We start from the raw sequence: 20,583 nt of genomic DNA on the forward strand, positions 1-20,583 counted from the left end.
GGGTAGATCTAATATCATGTTAAAACGTTGTCTGATCTTGTTTATTATTTTGCAGTTTCACTGCGCTACTATATTAGCCAGTACATTACAAAAGACTTACAACGTCATTAATTTTACTACATCTAAAATTCGAGACCAACAAGACGTTAAAGCCATCACACAAGATTCAAATGGCTTTATTTGGTTTGCCTCTAATTCAGGTCTCTTTCGCTTCGATGGCTTAAATGTTAAAAAACACTCACTTCAAACTATTAATGATAAGGATCCACTCGAAGTAAAATCCTTATTGATCGATAGTAATAACAAGCTTTGGGTAGGCACGAATAAACGTTTATTGAAATACAATGAAAAGAGTGAAACATTCCATAAAGTCGAGTTAAATAGCGACGGTTATTCATTTTCCATACTTGTATTACTTGAAGACAATAAAAATAACATTTGGGTGGGTACAAGAGATAATGGCTTATTCAAAATAGAACAAAGTCCAACTAGTAATACTGTTTCTCATTTTCATAAAACAGCAAAAAATTCCTTGAAAATATCGAGCAATCAAATTCGAAGTTTGTATCAAGCTAACGATAATGAATTATGGTTTGGCACAAAAAATGGCCTAAGTAGTTATTCATTTGCAAACAAGCGAATAACTGACCATAAGATTAATATGCCGTCGAATCTTCAAAAAAAACTAACTGTATATAGCATAATCAAGCTAAAAGAGAATTTATTGCTTGGCAGTAATATTGGTTTGATTGAGTTCAATAGATACACTTCTACTGGTTCTTTATATTCAACTGATAAGTTACTTGCATCACTTGTTTTTACCGTGAAATACTCTCAAGACAATCATTTAATAGTCGGGAGTAAGATTAATGGATTAATGATAATTAATCCAAAAACAAAAGAAATAATAAAGCTCAACAATAGCCAAAATGAAAACTCTGAATTGAATTCAAATAGAGTTTATACCACTTTTTCTGACAGTACAGGGAATATTTGGCTAGGCACAAAAGTCGGTATTAATAAATTAACTTATAGTGATAGCTCCATTGATTTATATCGCGTTAAAGATAATAGCTCACAGTGTATTACGAGTAATGAAAATCATGCCGTATTTTTAGATTCACAGAATAATATGTGGTTAGGGGCAAAAGGAAAAGGCTTAAATTTAATTAATCAAACCAATAATACTTGCAAATTTTTTAATAAAGATAATATCAATTTACCCAATATAACTTTCCAACTGATTATGGATATAAAAGAAGATCTAGAAGGAAATATTTGGATTGCTAGCTTCAACGAAGGATTAATAAAATATAACCCACAAACAGAAAAATTCAGCCAATTAAGCTTTTCTGATACAAAAAAAACACAAATAATCCAACACGGGGAAATTCTAGATATTTTTATTGATAGAGACAATAACTTGTTACTCGGAATGATTGATCATGGCTTAGTAAAGTACAATCAATCACTTAACACTTTGGAATTACTTGGGGAAAGCATAGCTAAAAAGCTCCAACGTAATAAATTAACCGTAAAAAGTATCAAGCAAATAAATGATACTCTTTGGCTAGGAACCGCCTTTGCTGGATTGATTTCTTATAATGAAGCAACAGGTCAGATAAAATCATATTTATTAGACAATAAAAATTTACGCATCGTTACAACCGCTCTCGATAACCAACAAAATATTTGGCTAGGTACTAGAGATAATGGAATAATCAAATTTACACCAACAACAGGTGAGTATATTAATTATCAAGCCAAAGATAGCTTAGCTAATAATAATATATTTGATATCCAAGTTGATAATAACAATAATCTTTGGATAGGTACCTATAACGGCTTATCTATATTTAATCAAAACACATCATCCTTTACTAATTATTATGAAAAAGACGGTATGCAATCGAATGACTCTTCACTAGGGAGTTTCTTTGATGCAAAAACCGGTGATCTATGGCTAGGAGGAATGAACGGTATTAACCGTATTCATACGAATACATTACGTAAAAAGGACGATAGTTCGTCTTTATACTTAACAAGTTTAAAGATTAATGGAGAGAAAGTTTCCGTAAGTGACGATAAAAAAACAAGCCCATTAAAAGAAAATATTATAAGCGCACAGCAATTAACGTTAACCCATAAAGAAAACAATTTTGCCTTTAATTTTGCAAATATTAATTACCAAAATACTGACAAGCTCAGTTATCAATACCAGCTAGCAGGATATGACTATTGGAGTGAGGTTGCCCGTGAAAATCTCACCGCAAATTATACCAATATTCCTGCCGGTGAATACCAATTTCAAGTGCGTGTAACGAATAACAATGGACAATGGAATGGTGCCGAGACAAGTATTTCTATTCTTATTTTACCCCCTTGGTGGTTAACGACATTGGCATTAATCATTTACTCACTACTGATCATTATCTCTATCTATTTAGTTATTCATTTTCGCACCCGAGTGCTTAGAAATAAGACCAATGAATTAGAGCGCTCCGTTCAACGCCGTACCATAGAACTTGCTCAAGAAAAAGATAAAGTAGAGCGACTGCTTGAACAAAAAAATGAAGAGTTTGCCAACCTGTCTCATGAGTTTAGAACACCACTAACCCTTATTTTAGGAACAAGTTCACAGTTACTCACTGCCCGCATGGCTGATAATCAGCTCAATCGAATTGAAGTTATTAAAAGAAATGGGTATCGACTCCTTCGAATGGTTGATCAGCTTCTGAATATAGAAACTTTTCGCGTGAAAGCTATCTCACAAAAATCGCTACAAAATACCGGTAATATCATCAAGCAACTTGTTGATGCTTTTACAGATCTTGCTTTAGAAAAAGGCATTAAATTACAAATAATTAATATCGAGGATATTGACTTTGAATTGGTGGATGATGCACTTGAGAAAATCGTCGTAAATTTACTTTCAAATGCAATAAAATACACCCATAACGGTGGCAGTATTACTTTAGAAACCAAACGCACTCTAAATAATGAACTCTATATTCAAATTGTTGATACGGGTATCGGTATACCCCGCGATCAGCTCGACAGTGTTTTCGAAAAATATAACCGAGTACTCAGTAAAGAAAGTGAGCAAATAACAGGAGCTGGCATTGGGTTGGCTTTAATCAAAGAACTTATCATTAGCCACAGCGGAAGCATTACCTTAGCCAGCGAATTAGGAAGTGGCACTACAATAACAGTATTACTGCCAATAATTAACGAAGGTAAAGAAAAGCAGCAGAGCAATGCCATACTGAAAAATGTACAAATAGATAATATTGTTGCCATGGAATTAATGAGTTTAACCCAACAGACCGCACTTTCACCTATAAAAAACAGTGCTAACTTTTCTTCTACTGCGCAAGAGGAAAAAATAAAAATATTAATCATCGAAGATAACCATGATATGAATCAATATATAGTTGATTGTCTGGCTGATGATTATATTGTACTCAGTGCCTATGACGGTTTAGAAGGTGTAAATCTCGCCATTCAAGAAGTCCCTGACTTAATTATTAGCGATATTATGATGCCAAAACTTGATGGTTATCAAGCGACCCAGAAAATTAGAGCAAACCCCATAACTGATCACATTCCCATTATTTTACTTACGTCTCGACATGATTTAGAGAGTAAACTTAAAGGGTGGCATCATCAAGTGGATGAATATCTGACTAAACCTTTCAATCTCGAAGAATTAAGACTACGTATTGAAAGTTTACTGGCAATTAGGAATATACTTAAAAACAAAAAAAATCAAAAGGCAGCAAAGTCGCCTCATATAGAACAAAGCCTGTTAGATAAACTTATCGATGCTGCTTCGATTGAACAGATTAGTAAACAAGATATTTTTATAGAAAAATTGAATGAAGTATTAGAAAAAAAATACCCTGACACATCAACAACAGTTAACAGTGTAGCTAAAGCAATGGCGATGAGCGAGAGACAATTATTTAGGAAGCTTAAAAGTATTTTAGGTGCGACACCTACTGATTATTTAAGACGTTTTCGTTTAGAGAAAGCATGCTTATTATTAGCACAAGGACAAAGCGCAATAAATACTACTTTTGATACCGGTTTTTCATCTCAAAGTTATTTTAGTAAGTGTTTTAAAAGTGAATATGGTTGCACACCAAGCGATTTTCAAAAAAAATTATTCGTGAAAAACGAAGAAGGTTTATAGCTTCGACCCTAAGCTCACACCACCATTAACTGACGAGTAAATACCCATCGAGTAACATATTCCAATCTTCTTTTGTCCAATGAAAAGTAAGCAGTTTATTTTTTTCTTTTTCAAAAGAACGTAGTAATCTGGCGATATTTGCTTGTTGCCAAGCTGATGAAACAGCGCGTTGATCACCACGATCAAAATCAATCAGCCAAACTTCTTTATTTGCATCCAGTAAAATATTATGACTATTTAAATCATGATGATAAATTCCGGCATCATGAAAACGACGAATAACCTTACCGATTTCTCGCCAAACCTCTTCGGCTAATGCTTCTTTTGATAATATTGCGACTAAATCCTGGGCATGTTCAATACGTGACGATAATAAGTCAGCCTGATAAAAAAGCCCTTTTTTAGTCACTCGAAACGCAATCGGTTTTGGCGCCGGTAATGCCAACGACTGTAAAATATCTAAAAGTTGGTATTCCTGTGCAGCACGTGTATTTTTTTGTCCTATAAATAAATACTTATCGTTAATAATTTTACCAATTAAGCCACCACGATAATAATGACGTAGAACCCACTGTTGTTTTTCGGATAACTTTGAGCCTAACGAATTATATTCAATAAACCAAGTCGTACCACGGCCTTGAGCACTTCCCGTTATAGCCTTTTTATCTTGCCAATATTGACTATTTAACATTTCGGGAGAAAAATCATCTATCGCATTCGCGTTATAACGACAATAAACATTACCTTCTTGATAAGTTTTTTCTTGGTAGGGTTTTACAATTGCTGGCTTGTTCAAGATAATAGGCTCAATTCAAATACTTTATATGCTCTATTGTGGTGATTCCTTTATGCTGGGTCAATTAACAGCGCCAAAAAATTTATGTTTATTACGTTTATCCGCTATTGGAGACGTTTGTCATGCCGTAGCTATGGTGCAACAAATTCAACATTATTACCCAAAAACTAAAATCACTTGGGTAATAGGAAAAGTTGAAGCTAATTTATTGCAAGGGTTACCCAACGTGGAATTTGTCATTTTTGATAAAAAAGCGGGTTTTAAGGGATATCAAAATTTACGAGCCGAACTTGCGCATCAAAAGTTTGATGTGTTATTGCATATGCAAGTTGCTTTGCGTGCTAGCTTAGCCAGCTGGTGTATCAAAGCAAAAGTAAAAATAGGTTTCGACAGTAAACGTGCGAAAGAAGGTCAATGGCTGTTCACGAATCACCAGATAGCACCTCAACACCAGCCGCATGTACTTGATGGTTTTATGGGGTTTGCAAAAGCTATTGGTGTGCCTACCGAGAGTCCTCGTTGGGAAATGCCTATCGGTGACGAAAACGAACGTTGGGCAAGTGAGCTATTGTCTGTAGAGTCTAATAAACCCATTGCCGTTATTTCACCTGCTGCCAGTAAAGCAGAAAGAAACTGGCATGCAGAAGGCTATGCACAAACAGCTGACTATTTAACCCAGCTAGGTTTTCATGTGGTAATTTGTGGTGGGCCAACCACATTAGAACAATTATTAGCCACTGAAATTATCAGCTTCAGTAAATGCGATATTGTTAATTTAGTGGGCAAAACTAATTTAAAACAACTGCTTGCTGTTCTTAAACTTTCTCATTTAGTCATTGCACCTGATACTGGCCCAGCACATATGGCGGTGACTGTTGACACGCCTGTTATTGGCTTATATGCACACAGTAATCCTAATCGTACTGGCCCCTATTTATATCAAAACTATGTCGTCAGCTGCTATCAACATACGGTACAAGAGCAATACAAACAAAAACTTGAACATCTACCTTGGGGCATTCGCGCAAAGGGCAGTGACTTAATGAACAGTATTACTTTTACGCAGGTGAAAGAAAAGTTATTACTTCTCATTAACGATTATTACCCAGAATTTATCATTAAATAAATTCCCCTCCGAATCTACTCCAAATAAATAAAAATCCGACCTAAGGCCTACGTTATCTAAACGAGGCCTATCTTCGCTTGCTTCCATTTTTCACTCATGGCAAACGCTCATCAGACTAAGTTAACTCACTGGCATGACCATTATTAAAAAGAACAATAAAACCAACTTACTTATTGCAAATGATAATCATTACCATTAGTATTCGCACCAAGTAATTTATCTCTCTCTTTTTCTCTTAGGAATAACAATGAAGTATTCACCTGTGTGCTTAGCAATTATCGTTGGCTTAATGCCTTACTCATCCAATGCCAATGGAGTCTCTGGCAATAATACCGCCGTTGAGGTTATTGAAGTAAAAGGTAGTTATTTTAATAACTATAAAGTTGATGAAGCACATGGCGCAATGCGTACCAATATCTCCTTATTAGAAACATCTCAATCAGTCACTGTTATTCCAAACTCAGTGATAACAGAGCAACTCGCAACGACTTTAGGCGAAGTATTAACTAACGACGCAAGCTTAACCGCAGGCTCTAAGCAGCGTAATCGTGAAGTTTTTAATTTACGTGGTTTTGAACTAAGTTCATCAAATGGTTACCTTAGAGATGGTCACCAACATTGGTCACATTACCAACAACCCATTGAAATATTAGAAAACATTGAAGTAATAAAAGGCCCTTCGAGTATATTGTATGGCCAGTCTGGCCCTGGAGGCTTAGTTAATATGGTGACCAAAAAACCAACAGCAAAAACGTTGTTTAATCTGGGTATAGATGTTGACCAAGAGGGGGCTACTCGATTTTCACTAGATGCTGGGGGTTCATTAACTGATGATAAATCCTTACGCTACAGAGGTGTACTCGTTAAGCAAGAGGCTAAATATCAACGTAACTATCAAAATAATGAACAGCGCCAGCGCGATCGTTTTTTAGGCGCTTTAGTGATCGATTATGATATTTCAGACAATGCTATGGTACGCGTCCATTATGACCGAACAGATGATGAAGCTGGATTAGATACTGGTGCTTGGTTAGACGAAAAGGGTAATATCATCGGGAATGAAAAAACCATTCGTGATATGTCTTGGGCATTTACTGATATTACCGTCGAAAATATTGGTGTTGATTTCAACTATGCATTGTCTGATCAATGGCAGGTTAACTTAGGTTACAACGAACAAAATTTTGAACGCCAACGTTTTGAATCATCTCCGAAGAAGCCATCAATTTTCACAGAAGTTGATACGTATACTTCAAAGCCCTATGACCGATTTGACGATTGGCAATTTAAAACTGCTTTTATTGATTTTACCAGTGAATTCACTCTTTCAGATGTTAAACATCAATTATTAATTGGCGCTAATTCTTTAGACTATTACTACGGACAACTAAAAGTAAATGGCGAATCGATTAACTACTCGGCCAACCAAGTAGAACCTGCTCGACCTGATATCAGCTACAAAACTGACGACTCGTTATACTCTAGTGCATATGATTATTACGGTGTTTATATACAAGACTTAATCACTTTAAATGACCAGTGGCAAGTATCGGTAGGAGGGCGTTACGACAAGCAAAGTAAAAAGAATGCTAACAATGAATCATTATTACCTAAAGCAGGGTTTTTATTTCATCCCGATGAAAAAACAACGTTTTACGCCAGTTACTCAGAAGGATTTGAACCGCAAAGAAGCGAAAAATTAGAAAATGATCGTGATATCAACAATGGTATGAAGCTCGATGCGATGACCTCTAAGCAAATGGAAATAGGTGCAAAATGGCAACTTTTTAATGAACGATTACTGTTAACAGCAGCCCTTTTTGATATAACCAAAACAGGAAAATTAATCACTGAAGCAATCAACGACAATCGAAATTTTGATACTCGAACAGAACAAGCGGGCGAGCAACGCCATAAAGGTTTTGAAGTGGCTGCACAGGGTGCAGTAAACGATAAAATTTTTGTGATGGCATCGGTGATGAAGTTAGACGCACAATACGATAAAGATGAAAATTATCAAGGAAAAACCCCTGTTGATGCTCCTCAGTGGTCAGCTTCAATCTGGTCTCGTTATGAATTTAATGACCAGCTTGCTGTAAATATTGGCGCCTTTTACGAAGGTGAACGTTTTGCAGATAGCAATAACACGATAACAAAAGACGCTTATACACGCATTGATGTCGGTGCAACTTATAAAACGGTTATTAGTAATAAAGCCGTTAACTTCCGCCTGAATATCCAAAACTTACTTGATACTGACTATCTTGGTGGTGGTGGCGTATCGAATGTAACCGCTGGAGACGGCACAAGTTTTCGTTTAGCGACACAAATTTCATTCTAAACTAACGAAGGCAGGAGTAACAAAAATCAATTTGTTGCTTCTGCAAAGACAAAATAAGCTATTGTTATTTATGCAAATCAATAAAAATACTTTACGTTTTTCTCGCCTTATACATATTTATGTTTCGATGGCATTACTGACTTTACTGCTCTTTTTTTCAGTGACGGGGATTACCTTAAATCACCCCGAGTGGTTTAGTGAAAATAAAGCAAGTATTGAAGAAAAAGAAATCATGATTGATTTAGCCCTTATTGAAAATCCTCCTTTATCCCTTCAGCAAATTGTCAATATTTCTGAGGTGATAGAACAAAAGTTATCAATATCGTTAAGTCATTCTGTTATCGAAAGTAGCAAAAACGAACTATTTTACAGCATTAAAAAAGCAGGGAAAAATACAGCGATTTCTCTCGACTTAGTCAGCGGCGAATTATTTTTTGAATATACCAACTATGGTTGGTGGGCGCTGATGAATGATTTACATAAAGGAAGAAACACCACTGTTTTTTGGGGATGGATCATTGATATAACCAGTGTGCTGTGCATTTTTTTTGCACTAAGCGGTTTTATTTTAGCCATGCCTCAAAAACGGTTTAATCGAACATTATCAGTGAGTTTAGCTGTTACCGTAGCGATAATTTTTACTTCTGTATTGTGGGCTTAACCCCTTAAAAACAATCTACGTCACCCTCTTTGGTGACTACACAAAGGAAATTACATGAATATAAAAACTGTTAGATTATTACTTATTGTCTTAACCTTTATAAATTTTACCGTTTTTGCAAACCCGAGTAACTCAACGCCAGCAGAATTAAACATTGAGCTTAATTTAAAGCAGCAGCTTGGTGAATATCACCCTCCCTATGTCGCTAGCTGGATTGAAAATTCACAAGGAAAACCGGTACGTACATTATTGCTTTGGCGAGAAAAAGCTAAATGGTTAAAAGATATTCGTCGGTGGTGGCGAAAAGTCGGTAAGAAAGATGCTGAATTTGTTGACGGCATAACCTCTGCTACTCGCGCCGCAGGAAAGTACCCTCTCAATTTTCTTGCACAAGATGATAGAAATACAACACTCAAAAAAGGACAGTACACTTTATTCATTGAGGTGGTTAGAGAAAACGGCGGCCGCTCTATTATCCGCCAGCCCTTTACCTTAAATGGAGAAAAAGAAACCTTTACGTTAGCGGCCACCCATGAAACGGATGAAATGTCATTTTCAGTGTCGCCTCGATAATTTAACTGGCTTTATATTAGTCAGCCCTCTACCACACACAGATTTAGGAATATTAAAAAATGAATTTAAAAAAAATTATCGCGCTAACAATTGCTTGTGCAATCAGTACGCAAACGTTCGCTCATTCTCGTTGGGTTTTACCGACACATTTTAATTTGTCTGCCGAGCAAGGCGAATGGATCATGGTAGACATTACTGCATCAAATGAAACCTTTAATGTTGATAAAGCTATGGGCGCAGATTTAGTAAGAATTATCACACCTGATGGAAAATCATCAAGACCCTCATCAACATATAAGGGCCATCGTAAAAGTGTTGCTGATTACTTTCTAGCAGAGTCTGGTACATATAAAATCACCAATAATAGTCATCCATCTTACATGACTTCTTACACGATGAATGGCGACCGTAAAAGGTTATCCGCTAATAAAGCAGAGTTAAGCGGGCAATTGCCTAACGAAGCGAAGGAGATAAAAACCACTTACCGTTACTCGAGAATTGAAAGCTATGTCACGATGAACACCCCAAGTGATAACTTTAAAACAGATGGTCAATTATTAGAATTGATCCCCGTAACTCATCCGTCAGACATTGCTGAAAATGAAAAGGTAACCTTTAAGTTTTTGTTTAATGGTAAAGCGCAGAAAGATGTTTCTGTAGAAATTACTGCCGACGGTGCCCGTTACCGCAATAACCCGCAAACATTAACATTGGTGTCTAATGAAAAAGGTGAAATTAACTTCATGCCAAAAGCAGCTGGGCGATATTTATTAATTGCTGAGCACCAAGAAAATACACCAAAATCGCCTTTAGCAGACCAACAAATGGGCAGTGTGTTTTTAACGTTTGAAGCTCAACTTAATTAAAGATGATTTATACCGATTCACCCTCAAAACATCGGTTTTAGTACCTATAAGTAGAATCGGTAATTCACTAAAGTAACGTCAATAATTGTTTCAAGGTGCGAGCACTTGCACCTTGGTTCTGTGTTACCACGCGGTAGGCATTATCCCCTAGTGTTTGCTGCGTTTTTTCTGACGACAAAATAGCGGCTACCTCTTTAGACAAATCATGCGCGACCGTTACAGTTGTTGCATCATCTTGCCTAGCCAGTTGAATAATACCTTGCTCCACAGCAAGTTGATGCATAACCTCAACAAAATTACTCATATTAGCGCCAACCACAATCGGCTTTTTAAATAACGCCGGCTCAAGTGGATTATGTCCGCCAACGTCTGAAAAGCTCCCACCCATAGTAACAACACTCGCTAATGCACACGTCGGTAACAGCTCTCCTAGCGTATCAAGTAGCCAAATTTGTTTATCGCTTGTAACCTTGTCTTTGCTACTTCTTCGCACTAAAGCATAACCTTGCTCTTGGCATAATGTTGCCACGTCATTAGAGCGCTCTGGATGACGAGGAACAAGAATTAAGAGGAGTTGTGGAAAGTTTTTTACTAGCAATGCGAAAGCATTTAATGCAATAGTTTCATCGCCTTTATGCGTACTAGCAACCACCCAAATCAATCGGTCGTCTTCAACAAAGCCAGCTAGCTCTTGCTGTTTATCTTTTACCGTTTGGTTAACACTAATATCGAATTTTACATTGCCTGATACCTTACAGCGGGAGACGTCAGCTCCTAATGCGATAAAATTGTCATAGTTTACTTGGCTTTGACACAGAACTTTATCAAAACGATTAATCGTCGGTGTGATTAACCAAGCAAGCTTACAATAACTGTTCATTGACTTTTGCGATAAACGACCATTAATCAGTAAGAGCTTGATACCTTGTTCACGACTTTGCGCAATTAAATTTGGCCACAGTTCAGTTTCCATAAAAACCATAGCCTGTGGTTTCAATTTATTCAAAAATGCCGCAACACAGAAAGTACTATCAAGGGGTAAATAACAATGTTGCACACGATCACCAAAAAGCTTTATAACTTGTTCAGAGCCGGTTGGGGTAAAGGTAGTTAAGGTTATGACACTTTTAGGTTTTTTTTCAAGTAACTGAGTAATGAAACTCTTCAGCGCCATAACTTCACCGACACTCGCCGCATGAACAATAATTCCTCCAGCCTTTAATTCCCGAGGTAAAAAACCAAAACGTTCACTTATTCTCTGTCGGTAAGCTTTCTGTTTGATTGAACGCAATAACAACAACACCCAAATAACGGGTAGTAAACAAAGAAAAACAACTCGGTATAACATTAAGGAAATTTGATAACGCACAGAAAAAGCTCTTTAGTAGTTTATGAATTCAGTATAGCGATTAAAGCAAACAATAAAAATACCCAAAACCGATGGAGTTTGTTATCGTCTGTATTCTATAAGATAAAGGGAATAAAATAGTCGTGTTTAAAATGGATGGTATTTTCTACAACAAGTTGTTATGCAGTCGTTTAATCACTGTTGTTAGTCTTTTATTTGTTGTGCCCTTTTTATCTGCGCAAGAGTCCTCTCAGCCCACAAATAATCTTTCTACTTCAACGTCCACAACAAAAAAAACGGCGGCACAACAAATAAAATTCACTGCTGATGACGATTTTCTATTATCGGGGGATTATTATCTTGGTGATATGCTTGGTCCTGGTGTATTGCTACTCCATGACTGTTCCCACAGCAGTAAAAGCTATGTAACACTCGGTGAGTTATTAGCAAAAAAAGGAGTAAACGCCCTTGCTATTGACTTTAGAGGCTATGGTGATAGTGAATCAACGGCGTTTTCTCACAAGACGATAAAACACCAAGTAAAAAATATTGTTAGTTATCAAGCTGAAGTTGCAATGCTCACCTCGTATTGGGAAAAAGATGTACTTTTTGCCTATAACTATTTGCGCAGTCAAATAGGCAACGACCAACCTATCTCAATTGTAGCAAGTGGTTGTTCAGTAAGTGAAGCCGTTCGGTTAGCTGAAAAAATGCGTATCCACAGCTTTGTTATTCTTTCACCAATAATGAGCCATATGGAAAAGGAGCATTATAAAAATTTAATTGATATTCCTGCTTACTTCGTTAGCTCAGCACATCATGCCGATAGTTTTTTAACCGCCCAGGAATTATTTTCGTGGAATGGTGACAGCAGCTCTACAACGCAAGTTTTTAAAGGCGTTAACCAAGGACACAATTTATTACGGCGTAATAAATTTTTACCACAAAACCTTGCTGCATGGCTTAACGAAACAATGAAATAAGTTATTCATAGGTTTTATTTTTCAAAAACAGTATCGAGAATAATCGAAGAATTTGTCCGTTCAATCCCTTCTAAAGAACAAACCATATTAAGAATTTCATTTAATTTCTCTAATGTTTGTGCCTGAATAGTCGCTAATAAATCATACTCACCGCTAATAGAATATATGTGGCTGATATTATGAATTTTTCTTAATGCGATACAAATATTACGTCTTAGATTAGGATTTACTTTTAGTGAGACATTAGCCGAAATTAATTTATTACTATACTCACTCCCCAAGACAATACTATACGCTTTAATAACACCACTATTTTCTAGCTTGGTTAAGCGGTTTTGTATCGCTGTACGTGAAACGCCTGTCGCTCTCGCAATGTCGGAAACACTTGCTCGGGCATTACATCTTAATATAGAAAGCAGTTCTTCATCTTTTTCTGTGATCATGTTAAATACTCAACAACATCGTTAAAAACCAATTAGACACCAATAATAGTCAATTTAACAGCATGACATGTCATTTTATCTAATGAAATAAGCATTAATTTAACTAGTGTCACTTTCTTAAAAGTTGGTCTAGGATAATAATACTATTATTATTCAAACCTATTAATAAGGAATTTTTGTGAGCGACTCTTCAAACAACGCAAGTTTTTACGCGCATTTAAATGATCAAATTGAACAAGTTAAAGAAGACGGCCTATATAAAGCCGAGCGTGTTATTACTACCGCACAACAACCCAACATTGCCGTGACAACTGGTGAAGCTGTTGTAAACTTCTGTGCTAATAATTACTTAGGTTTAGCCAATCACCCTGAGCTCATTGCTGCCGCAAAAGCAGGCTTAGACGAGCATGGTTTTGGTATGGCATCAGTACGCTTTATTTGTGGTACCCAAGATATTCACAAAACACTAGAAGCAAAATTAAGTACCTTTTTAGGTATGGAAGATACCATTCTTTATTCTTCGTGTTTTGATGCTAATGCCGGTTTATTTGAAACCTTATTAAGTGCTGAAGATGCCATTATCAGTGATTCATTAAACCATGCCTCAATTATTGATGGTGTGCGTTTATGTAAAGCCAAACGTTATCGTTATGCCAATAATGATGCGAGCGATTTAGAGCAACAACTCATTGCTGCTGATGCTGCTGGCGCACGTTTTAAATTAATTGCCACCGATGGCGTGTTTTCTATGGACGGTGTTATCGCTAACCTAAAAGCGGTTTGTGATTTAGCTGATAAGTACAACGCTTTAGTGATGGTTGATGATTCACACGCGGTAGGTTTTGTCGGTGAAGAAGGTCGCGGTAGCCACGAATACTGTGAAGTCATGGGCCGTGTTGATATTATTACCGGTACATTAGGCAAAGCGATGGGCGGCGCATCAGGCGGCTACACTTCAGGTAAAAAAGAAACGATTGAATGGTTGCGACAACGTTCACGCCCTTACTTATTCTCTAACTCGTTAGCCCCCGCCATTGTTAATGCTTCAATTACCGTGATTGACTTGTTAGCTAAGGGTGGCAAGTTACGCAAAACATTAAAAGATAACGCCCATTATTTCCGTACGAATATGGAAGCGGCAGGCTTTACCTGTGCCGGTGCCGATCACGCAATCATCCCCGTGATGTTAGGCGATGCAAAAGTAGCCAGCGAAATGGCGAGTCGCCTATTAGCAGAGGGTATTTATGTCATTGGCTTTTCATTCCCGGTAGTACCCAAAGGCCAGGCACGTATTCGTACTCAAATTTCAGCAGCTCATACCAAAGAACAACTTGATAAAGCCATTTCAGCCTTTATTCGTATCGGCAAAGCAATGAACATTATTGGCTAAGGTTACTCTTTAAGGAAACACGATGAAAGCATTAGCAAAGTTAAAAGCGGAACCCGGCATTTGGATGACTGACAGTGAAAAGCCACAATTGGGTCACAATGATTTATTAATTAAAATTAAAAAAACCGCTATTTGTGGCACCGATATTCATATTTACAACTGGGACGAATGGGCACAAAAAACCATTCCCGTTCCCATGGTTGTTGGGCATGAATATGCGGGCGAAGTCGTGGGTATTGGTCAAGAAGTTAAAGGTTTTACTTTAGGTGACCGGGTGTCTGGTGAAGGGCATATTACTTGTGGCCATTGTCGAAACTGTCGTGGTGGTCGTACGCATTTATGCCGCAATACTGTTGGCGTAGGTGTTAACCGGACAGGTTCGTTTGCTGAGTATTTAGTGATACCCGCTTACAATGCGTTTAAGTTACCTGATGAAATTTCTGATGATTTAGCCGCAATATTTGACCCCTTTGGCAATGCTGTTCATACCGCTTTATCTTTTGACTTAGTGGGTGAGGACGTTCTTATTACTGGCGCAGGTCCTATTGGTATTATGGCCGCAGCAGTCGCTAAGCATGTGGGTGCGCGCCATGTTGTTATTACCGACATTAATGAATATCGCTTAGACTTAGCCCGTAAAATGGGCGCTACGCGTGCTGTAAATGTAAGTACAGAAAACTTAACAGATGTGATGACCGAATTGGGTATGAGTGAAGGTTTTGATGTCGGTATGGAAATGTCAGGGGTCCCTATGGCCTTTACTGCAATGTTAGAAAACATGAATAACGGTGGCAAAATAGCCATGCTCGGTATTCCAGGTCAAGATATGGCTATTGATTGGAGTCAGGTCATTTTTAAAGGTTTGACGATTAAGGGTATTTATGGCCGTGAAATGTTTGAAACGTGGTACAAAATGGCGAGTTTAATTCAATCAGGTTTAGACTTATCACCTATTATCACTCACCATTTTGATATTGATGATTTTCAAAATGGCTTTGATACCATGCGTTCAGGCCTTTCTGGTAAAGTTATCTTAAACTGGGAAAGCTAGTTTTTCTGATAAAAATCAATAGGTAAACCCCGACGTTAAGCCAGCTCAATAAAGCTGGCTTTTTTAATTCTCATATCCTATATATCCCCCCAGAACACTGCAACTTTAGGGGTGAAATACCTTATCAATTCGTTATAATGTACATTATTTATGTGTTTACCTCTTTTAAAAGGCAATATTGTGACAACTCCCGGTAATTTATTTATTCTTTCTGCACCTAGTGGCGCAGGAAAATCTAGTTTAATTAAAGCCTTATTATCTCAAGAATCGGCCAGACCGATGCAAGTGTCGGTTTCTCACACCACACGAGCGCCTCGTCCGGGTGAAAATAATGGCGAACATTACCATTTTATTAGTGTTGATCAATTTCAAAAGCAGATTAAACAAAATGAATTTTATGAGTATGCTGAAGTTTTTGGTAACTATTACGGTACCTCAGCATCTGCGATAGATAAGCAACTTGCTCAAGGTATTGATGTTTTTCTTGATATCGACTGGCAAGGTGCCAAGCAAGTACGGATAAAACAACCCAGTGTTACCACGATTTTTATTAGCCCGCCCTCAAAAGTAGAGCTTGAAAATCGCCTTAAGAATCGTGGTCAAGACAGCGATGCCACCATTAAGTCTCGAATGGCACAAGCAAAAGCAGAGTGCTCACACTATACTGAGTTCGACTACATTATTGTTAATAACGACTTCACTCAAGCATTGAGTGAATTAACCACCATCGTTAACAACCAACGTCTAAGGTGTCAGCAACAAGCAATAACGCATCAATCGATGTTTGAAGAATTATTAAAGGACTAACATTACTGTGTCATTATTGCCCCTAAAATAGAACTATATCTTGCTTAATCGGCTGTAGCCCAGTAAACTACGGCACTATTTTATAAATTTTAAGTTGGAGTAACCAAATGGCTCGCGTAACTGTTGAAGGTGCTGTAGAAAAAGTAGGCAATCGTTTTGATTTGGTGTTAATCGCATCTCGTCGTGCTCGTCAAATTGCCACAGGCGGTAAAGAGCCTTTAGTGGATCCAGAAAATGACAAGCCAACCGTTATCGCTTTACGTGAAATTGAAGCCGGTTTAATCACAACTGAAGTAATGAACAGTAGCGATCGTCATGAACAAGTTCAGCAAGATTCTGCAGAGCTAGCCGCTGTAGCAGCCATTGTTGGTGGCGCTCAACCACAGCTATAAAATCTTTTGTCGCCTTATAGCGACAAGATGTAAACTAAACGCGTAATCATGACTAATGATACGCGTTTTTTATTGTCAGTATTTAACGAATAACGTATTGTGTAATGCTGACTCAAAGCATTGACTGGCGGTAATATTTCCGTTCAGCTTAATTATCAAGGATTTAATGCGTGTACCTTTTTGAACCATTAAAAGAACTTGTTTCAAGCTATCTTTCTAAAGTACAAATTGACTTATTAAAACAAGCTTACCTCGTTGCGCGTGAAGCGCATGAAGGGCAAATGCGTTCAAGCGGTGAACCTTATATCACTCATCCGGTAGCGGTTGCTTTGAATTTAGCAAGAATGCACTTGGACCACGAAACCTTAATGGCAGCATTACTCCATGATGTTATTGAAGATACGCCAGTAACTAAAGACGAGTTAGCCGAATTATTTGGCTATACCGTTGCGGAATTAGTTGAAGGCGTGAGTAAGCTTGATAAATTAAAGTTTGATAATAAAGAAGAAATGCAAGCAGAAAACTTCCGTAAAATGATACTTGCCATGGTGCAAGACATTCGCGTAATTCTTATTAAGCTTGCCGACCGCACACATAACATGCGTACACTTGAATCTTTACGCCCAGATAAACGTCGACGTATTGCCCGTGAAACATTAGAAATTTATGCACCTATTGCCAACCGCTTGGGTATTCACGATATTAAAAGTGAATTAGAAGTTTTAGGTTTTGAGGCCCTTTACCCGATGCGTGCACGTGCGTTAAAGTCGGCGGTAAAAAAAGCCCGTGGTAATCGCAAAGAAATTATTAATAACATTCAACAAGAAATCACTGCTCGCCTTAAAGAAAGTGGTATTGATGCGCAAGTTATTGGTCGAGAAAAACACCTTTACTCCATCTACAGAAAGATGCTTAACAAAGAATTAATGTTCAACGAAGTCATGGACATATACGCTTTTCGTGTCATCGTAGAAAATAAAATTGATAATTGTTACCGAACACTTGGCGCCGTGCACAACTTATTTAAACCGATTGAAAGCCGCTTTAAAGATTATATCGCTATTCCAAAAACCAACGGTTATCAATCGCTGCACACTTCGCTGATTGGCCCACATGGTATCCCTGTTGAAATTCAAATTCGTACGCAAGATATGGATCAAATGGCAGACAAAGGGGTTGCAGCTCACTGGTTGTATAAACAAGACGGCGATAAGAGTGGCACCACAGCTCAAATGAAAGCGCGTCGTTGGATGCAAAGTTTATTAGAACTACAACAAAGTGCCGGTAGTTCCTTTGAATTTATTGAAAATGTAAAGTCAGACTTATTTCCTGAAGAAATTTATGTCTTTACGCCAGACGGACGCATCATTGAATTACCCATGGGCGCAACTGCAGTCGATTTTGCTTATGCCGTTCATACTGATGTCGGTAATTCATGTGTCGGTGTTAAGGTTGATCGTAAGCCTTATCCATTAAGTAGAGCTATTGATTCAGGGCAAACCATTGAGGTTATTACTTCTTCTGCCGCTCGACCTAATGCAACGTGGTTAAATTTTGTTGTAACAGCTAAAGCACGCTTACAAATTCGTACTTATCTGCGTTCACAAGAACAAACAGAATCTTATGGTTTAGGGCGTCGTTTGTTGAGTCATGCTTTAGGTAAAGTTAAGATTGAAGATATTGATCAAACAAAAATTGATCAAGTTGTGAAGGAAACAGGTAATACCAATCTTGATGGCCTACTCGTCAATATAGGCTTAGGTAATGCGTTAAGCATCGGTATTGCAAGGCGATTAACCGATGAGTTTACTATAGACAGTGCTGAAAGTGGCTTCGCCGATCCGAACAGCAAAACAAAAATGCCAATAAAAGGCACTGAAGGTATGTTGGTAAGCTATGGTAAATGTTGCCGTCCTATTCCTGGGGATACCATTCTTGCTTACTTAAGCCCTGGCAAAGGTTTGATGGTCCATCAGCAAGGCTGTAGAAACATTAAAGGTCATGAACAAGGTAGCTTATTTCCAGTGAAGTGGGACAGCGACATTAACCGAGACTTCATTGCAAAATTACGTATTGAAATAATGAATCATCAAGGTGCATTAGCGGCTTTAACCAATGTTGTCGCTAAGTGTGAATCAAACGTTCATACATTAAATTCTGGTGAAAAAGACTCAGGTCTCTATGCCATTGACATGGAAATAACCTGTCGTAACCGAGTGCATCTAGCCGATATTATTCGAAAAATAAAAGTAATGATTGATGTTCAGCGTGTAGTTCGTAACAAATAGTCAATCATATTTAACAAATTACCTAGTAGGAAGTATTATGAAAACAATTATCAGTACAGATAACGCACCCAGTGCAATCGGCACATACAGCCAAGCAGTAAAAGTTAATAATACTGTTTATCTTTCCGGTCAAATCCCACTCGTTCCTGCAACAATGGCGGTTGTGTCTGATGACTTTACCGAGCAAACTCACCAAGTATTCAAAAACCTTGTGGCCGTATGTGAAGCCACTGGTGGTAATATTAACGATATGGTTAAAGTGAATATTTTCATGATGGACTTAGCTAACTTTGCAACCGTTAACGAGGTAATGAGTCAGTACTTTCAAAAACCTTACCCTGCCCGTGCTGCGGTGCAAGTTTCTCGTTTGCCAAAAGACGTATTAATTGAAATTGATGGCGTGATGGAATTACCTAACGTAGGTTAATTCAAGCGTTAAACGTTAAAGTATATTACCCCTTAAATATAAGTGTTACACATAACAGTTAAATTTTAGGGGAAGCCGTCAAATAAATTTAAACAATGAGCTTATGTTTTATAAGTGACTTGTTTAAATTTATTTAGACAATGAACCATAAAGTTTAAATGTGAAGTGTAATGACACCTGAAAGATTAGAAAGAATAAATAAGATGCTCGATAAACGCCAACCAGATTTAACGGTTTGCATGGAAGGAGTACATAAATCACATAACCTTGCCGCCGTTGTTCGCACCGCTGACGCCATTGGCGTTAGTGATGTGCATGCGATATGGAAAAGTGATGAAATGGAAGTCCGTGGTGGCAGTGCGGCGGGTAGTCAAAACTGGATAGATGTTCACAACTACAGTAAAACGAGCGACGCAATTGACGCATTAAAAAAGCAAGGCATGCAAGTTTTAGTCACCAACCTTTCTGATAACGCTGTTGATTTTCGTGAAATCGATTACACCAAGCCAACGGCTATTATTTTAGGCCAAGAAAAATTTGGTGCTTCAGATATTGCGCTTGAAATGGCAGACCAACATATTGTCATACCGATGGTAGGCATGGTGCAGTCGTTAAATGTTTCCGTCGCCTGTTCTGTTGTATTATATGAAGCACAACGCCAGCGTCAATTAGCCGGAATGTATAACGCTCCCCGTATAGATGAAAGCCGTCGTCAACGTTTCTTATTCGAAGGTGGACATCCTATTTTCGCCGAAGCCTGTAAACGCAAGGGATTATCTTACCCAATAATTGATGAAGAAGGACAAATCATTGCCTCTGAACGATGGTGGGAACAGATGCAAATGACCCAAGCGGCATGGAAAGCACTCGATAACTAACCCTAGTGTTGCTGAACT

General features: G+C 37.8%; 17 protein-coding genes. 14 read left to right on the top strand and 3 right to left on the bottom strand.

Annotation, left to right across the window (positions count from 1 at the left end; all coding sequences use genetic code 11):
- The first annotated feature begins 16 nt into the window (after nt 1-16).
- Complete coding sequence (locus H4J52_RS07920; RefSeq protein WP_182224475.1) at nt 17-4,195, top strand: two-component regulator propeller domain-containing protein; 4,179 nt, start codon at nt 17-19, stop codon at nt 4,193-4,195.
- Nucleotides 4,196-4,220: 25 nt separating this feature from the next.
- On the opposite strand, the gene H4J52_RS07925 is transcribed toward H4J52_RS07920, so the two are convergent.
- Nucleotides 4,221-4,991, bottom strand: coding sequence for a 3-deoxy-D-manno-octulosonic acid kinase (locus H4J52_RS07925; protein WP_220460156.1), 771 nt, complete (start codon nt 4,989-4,991; stop codon nt 4,221-4,223).
- A gap of 52 nt (nt 4,992-5,043) precedes the next feature.
- Here H4J52_RS07925 and H4J52_RS07930 point away from each other — a divergent pair, with 52 nt between their 5' ends.
- From H4J52_RS07930 to H4J52_RS07950, 5 genes are all read left to right on the top strand, one after another.
- Nucleotides 5,044-6,117: a glycosyltransferase family 9 protein gene (locus tag H4J52_RS07930; RefSeq protein ID WP_182182319.1), complete on the top strand. Its 1,074-nt coding sequence runs from the start codon at nt 5,044-5,046 to the stop codon at nt 6,115-6,117.
- A 247-nt stretch (nt 6,118-6,364) separates the two neighbouring features.
- Complete coding sequence (locus H4J52_RS07935; RefSeq protein ID WP_182182320.1) at nt 6,365-8,458, top strand: TonB-dependent siderophore receptor; 2,094 nt, start codon at nt 6,365-6,367, stop codon at nt 8,456-8,458.
- Between the two features lie 70 nt (nt 8,459-8,528).
- Nucleotides 8,529-9,119, top strand: coding sequence for a PepSY-associated TM helix domain-containing protein (locus tag H4J52_RS07940; RefSeq protein ID WP_182182321.1), 591 nt, complete (start codon nt 8,529-8,531; stop codon nt 9,117-9,119).
- Between the two features lie 54 nt (nt 9,120-9,173).
- On the top strand, nt 9,174-9,692 hold the full coding sequence (locus tag H4J52_RS07945) for a DUF2271 domain-containing protein (RefSeq protein ID WP_182224476.1): 519 nt from the start codon (nt 9,174-9,176) through the stop codon (nt 9,690-9,692).
- A gap of 59 nt (nt 9,693-9,751) precedes the next feature.
- A complete protein-coding gene (locus H4J52_RS07950; RefSeq protein ID WP_182182323.1) occupies nt 9,752-10,558 on the top strand; it encodes a DUF4198 domain-containing protein in 807 nt (268 codons plus the stop codon).
- Between the two features lie 67 nt (nt 10,559-10,625).
- Here the strand turns inward: H4J52_RS07950 and waaA are convergent, their stop codons facing one another.
- The gene (waaA, locus tag H4J52_RS07955) at nt 10,626-11,927 is read right to left on the bottom strand and encodes a lipid IV(A) 3-deoxy-D-manno-octulosonic acid transferase (RefSeq protein WP_182224477.1); all 1,302 of its coding nucleotides are present in this window, start codon (nt 11,925-11,927) and stop codon (nt 10,626-10,628) included.
- 122 nt (nt 11,928-12,049) lie between these two features.
- Here waaA and H4J52_RS07960 point away from each other — a divergent pair, with 122 nt between their 5' ends.
- Nucleotides 12,050-12,889, top strand: a complete 840-nt coding sequence (locus H4J52_RS07960; protein ID WP_182182325.1) for a hypothetical protein — start codon at nt 12,050-12,052, stop codon at nt 12,887-12,889.
- 14 nt (nt 12,890-12,903) lie between these two features.
- Here H4J52_RS07960 and H4J52_RS07965 read toward each other — a convergent pair whose 3' ends face one another.
- Entirely contained in the window at nt 12,904-13,332 is a 429-nt protein-coding gene (locus H4J52_RS07965) for an Lrp/AsnC family transcriptional regulator (RefSeq protein WP_182182326.1), read from the bottom strand.
- A gap of 178 nt (nt 13,333-13,510) precedes the next feature.
- On the opposite strand from H4J52_RS07965, the gene H4J52_RS07970 reads away from it, so the two are divergent.
- The 7 genes from H4J52_RS07970 to trmH all read left to right on the top strand — a co-directional run bounded on the left by H4J52_RS07970 (nt 13,511) and on the right by trmH (nt 20,565).
- Nucleotides 13,511-14,722, top strand: coding sequence for a glycine C-acetyltransferase (locus tag H4J52_RS07970; protein WP_182224478.1), 1,212 nt, complete (start codon nt 13,511-13,513; stop codon nt 14,720-14,722).
- Between the two features lie 22 nt (nt 14,723-14,744).
- Nucleotides 14,745-15,773, top strand: coding sequence for an L-threonine 3-dehydrogenase (gene tdh / locus H4J52_RS07975; protein WP_182182328.1), 1,029 nt, complete (start codon nt 14,745-14,747; stop codon nt 15,771-15,773).
- Between the two features lie 177 nt (nt 15,774-15,950).
- The gene (gene gmk, locus H4J52_RS07980; RefSeq protein ID WP_310649609.1) at nt 15,951-16,580 is read left to right on the top strand and encodes a guanylate kinase; all 630 of its coding nucleotides are present in this window, start codon (nt 15,951-15,953) and stop codon (nt 16,578-16,580) included.
- 107 nt (nt 16,581-16,687) lie between these two features.
- Nucleotides 16,688-16,972: a DNA-directed RNA polymerase subunit omega gene (rpoZ, locus tag H4J52_RS07985; RefSeq protein WP_182182330.1), complete on the top strand. Its 285-nt coding sequence runs from the start codon at nt 16,688-16,690 to the stop codon at nt 16,970-16,972.
- A gap of 170 nt (nt 16,973-17,142) precedes the next feature.
- Complete coding sequence (gene spoT, locus H4J52_RS07990) at nt 17,143-19,260, top strand: bifunctional GTP diphosphokinase/guanosine-3',5'-bis pyrophosphate 3'-pyrophosphohydrolase (protein WP_182182331.1); 2,118 nt, start codon at nt 17,143-17,145, stop codon at nt 19,258-19,260.
- Between the two features lie 34 nt (nt 19,261-19,294).
- Complete coding sequence (locus tag H4J52_RS07995; RefSeq protein ID WP_182182373.1) at nt 19,295-19,687, top strand: RidA family protein; 393 nt, start codon at nt 19,295-19,297, stop codon at nt 19,685-19,687.
- 170 nt (nt 19,688-19,857) lie between these two features.
- On the top strand, nt 19,858-20,565 hold the full coding sequence (gene trmH / locus H4J52_RS08000) for a tRNA (guanosine(18)-2'-O)-methyltransferase TrmH (RefSeq protein WP_182182332.1): 708 nt from the start codon (nt 19,858-19,860) through the stop codon (nt 20,563-20,565).
- Nucleotides 20,566-20,583 lie beyond the last annotated feature (18 nt).

Source organism: Colwellia sp. MB02u-14, assembly GCF_014076915.1.
Lineage (GTDB): Bacteria > Pseudomonadota > Gammaproteobacteria > Enterobacterales > Alteromonadaceae > Colwellia_A.

Bases quoted from the DNA above. Each gene is read 5' to 3' on its own strand.
- H4J52_RS07950 (WP_182182323.1), top strand. From the start codon at position 9,752: ATGAATTTAAAAAAAATTATCGCGCTAACAATTGCTTGTGCAATCAGT.
- H4J52_RS07940 (WP_182182321.1), top strand. From the start codon at position 8,529: ATGCAAATCAATAAAAATACTTTACGTTTTTCTCGCCTTATACATATT.
- H4J52_RS07945 (WP_182224476.1), top strand. From the start codon at position 9,174: ATGAATATAAAAACTGTTAGATTATTACTTATTGTCTTAACCTTTATA.
- H4J52_RS07965 (WP_182182326.1), bottom strand. From the start codon at position 13,332: ATGATCACAGAAAAAGATGAAGAACTGCTTTCTATATTAAGATGTAAT.
- tdh (WP_182182328.1), top strand. From the start codon at position 14,745: ATGAAAGCATTAGCAAAGTTAAAAGCGGAACCCGGCATTTGGATGACT.
- H4J52_RS07920 (WP_182224475.1), top strand. From the start codon at position 17: ATGTTAAAACGTTGTCTGATCTTGTTTATTATTTTGCAGTTTCACTGC.
- H4J52_RS07935 (WP_182182320.1), top strand. From the start codon at position 6,365: ATGAAGTATTCACCTGTGTGCTTAGCAATTATCGTTGGCTTAATGCCT.
- H4J52_RS07930 (WP_182182319.1), top strand. From the start codon at position 5,044: ATGCTGGGTCAATTAACAGCGCCAAAAAATTTATGTTTATTACGTTTA.
- rpoZ (WP_182182330.1), top strand. From the start codon at position 16,688: ATGGCTCGCGTAACTGTTGAAGGTGCTGTAGAAAAAGTAGGCAATCGT.
- trmH (WP_182182332.1), top strand. From the start codon at position 19,858: ATGACACCTGAAAGATTAGAAAGAATAAATAAGATGCTCGATAAACGC.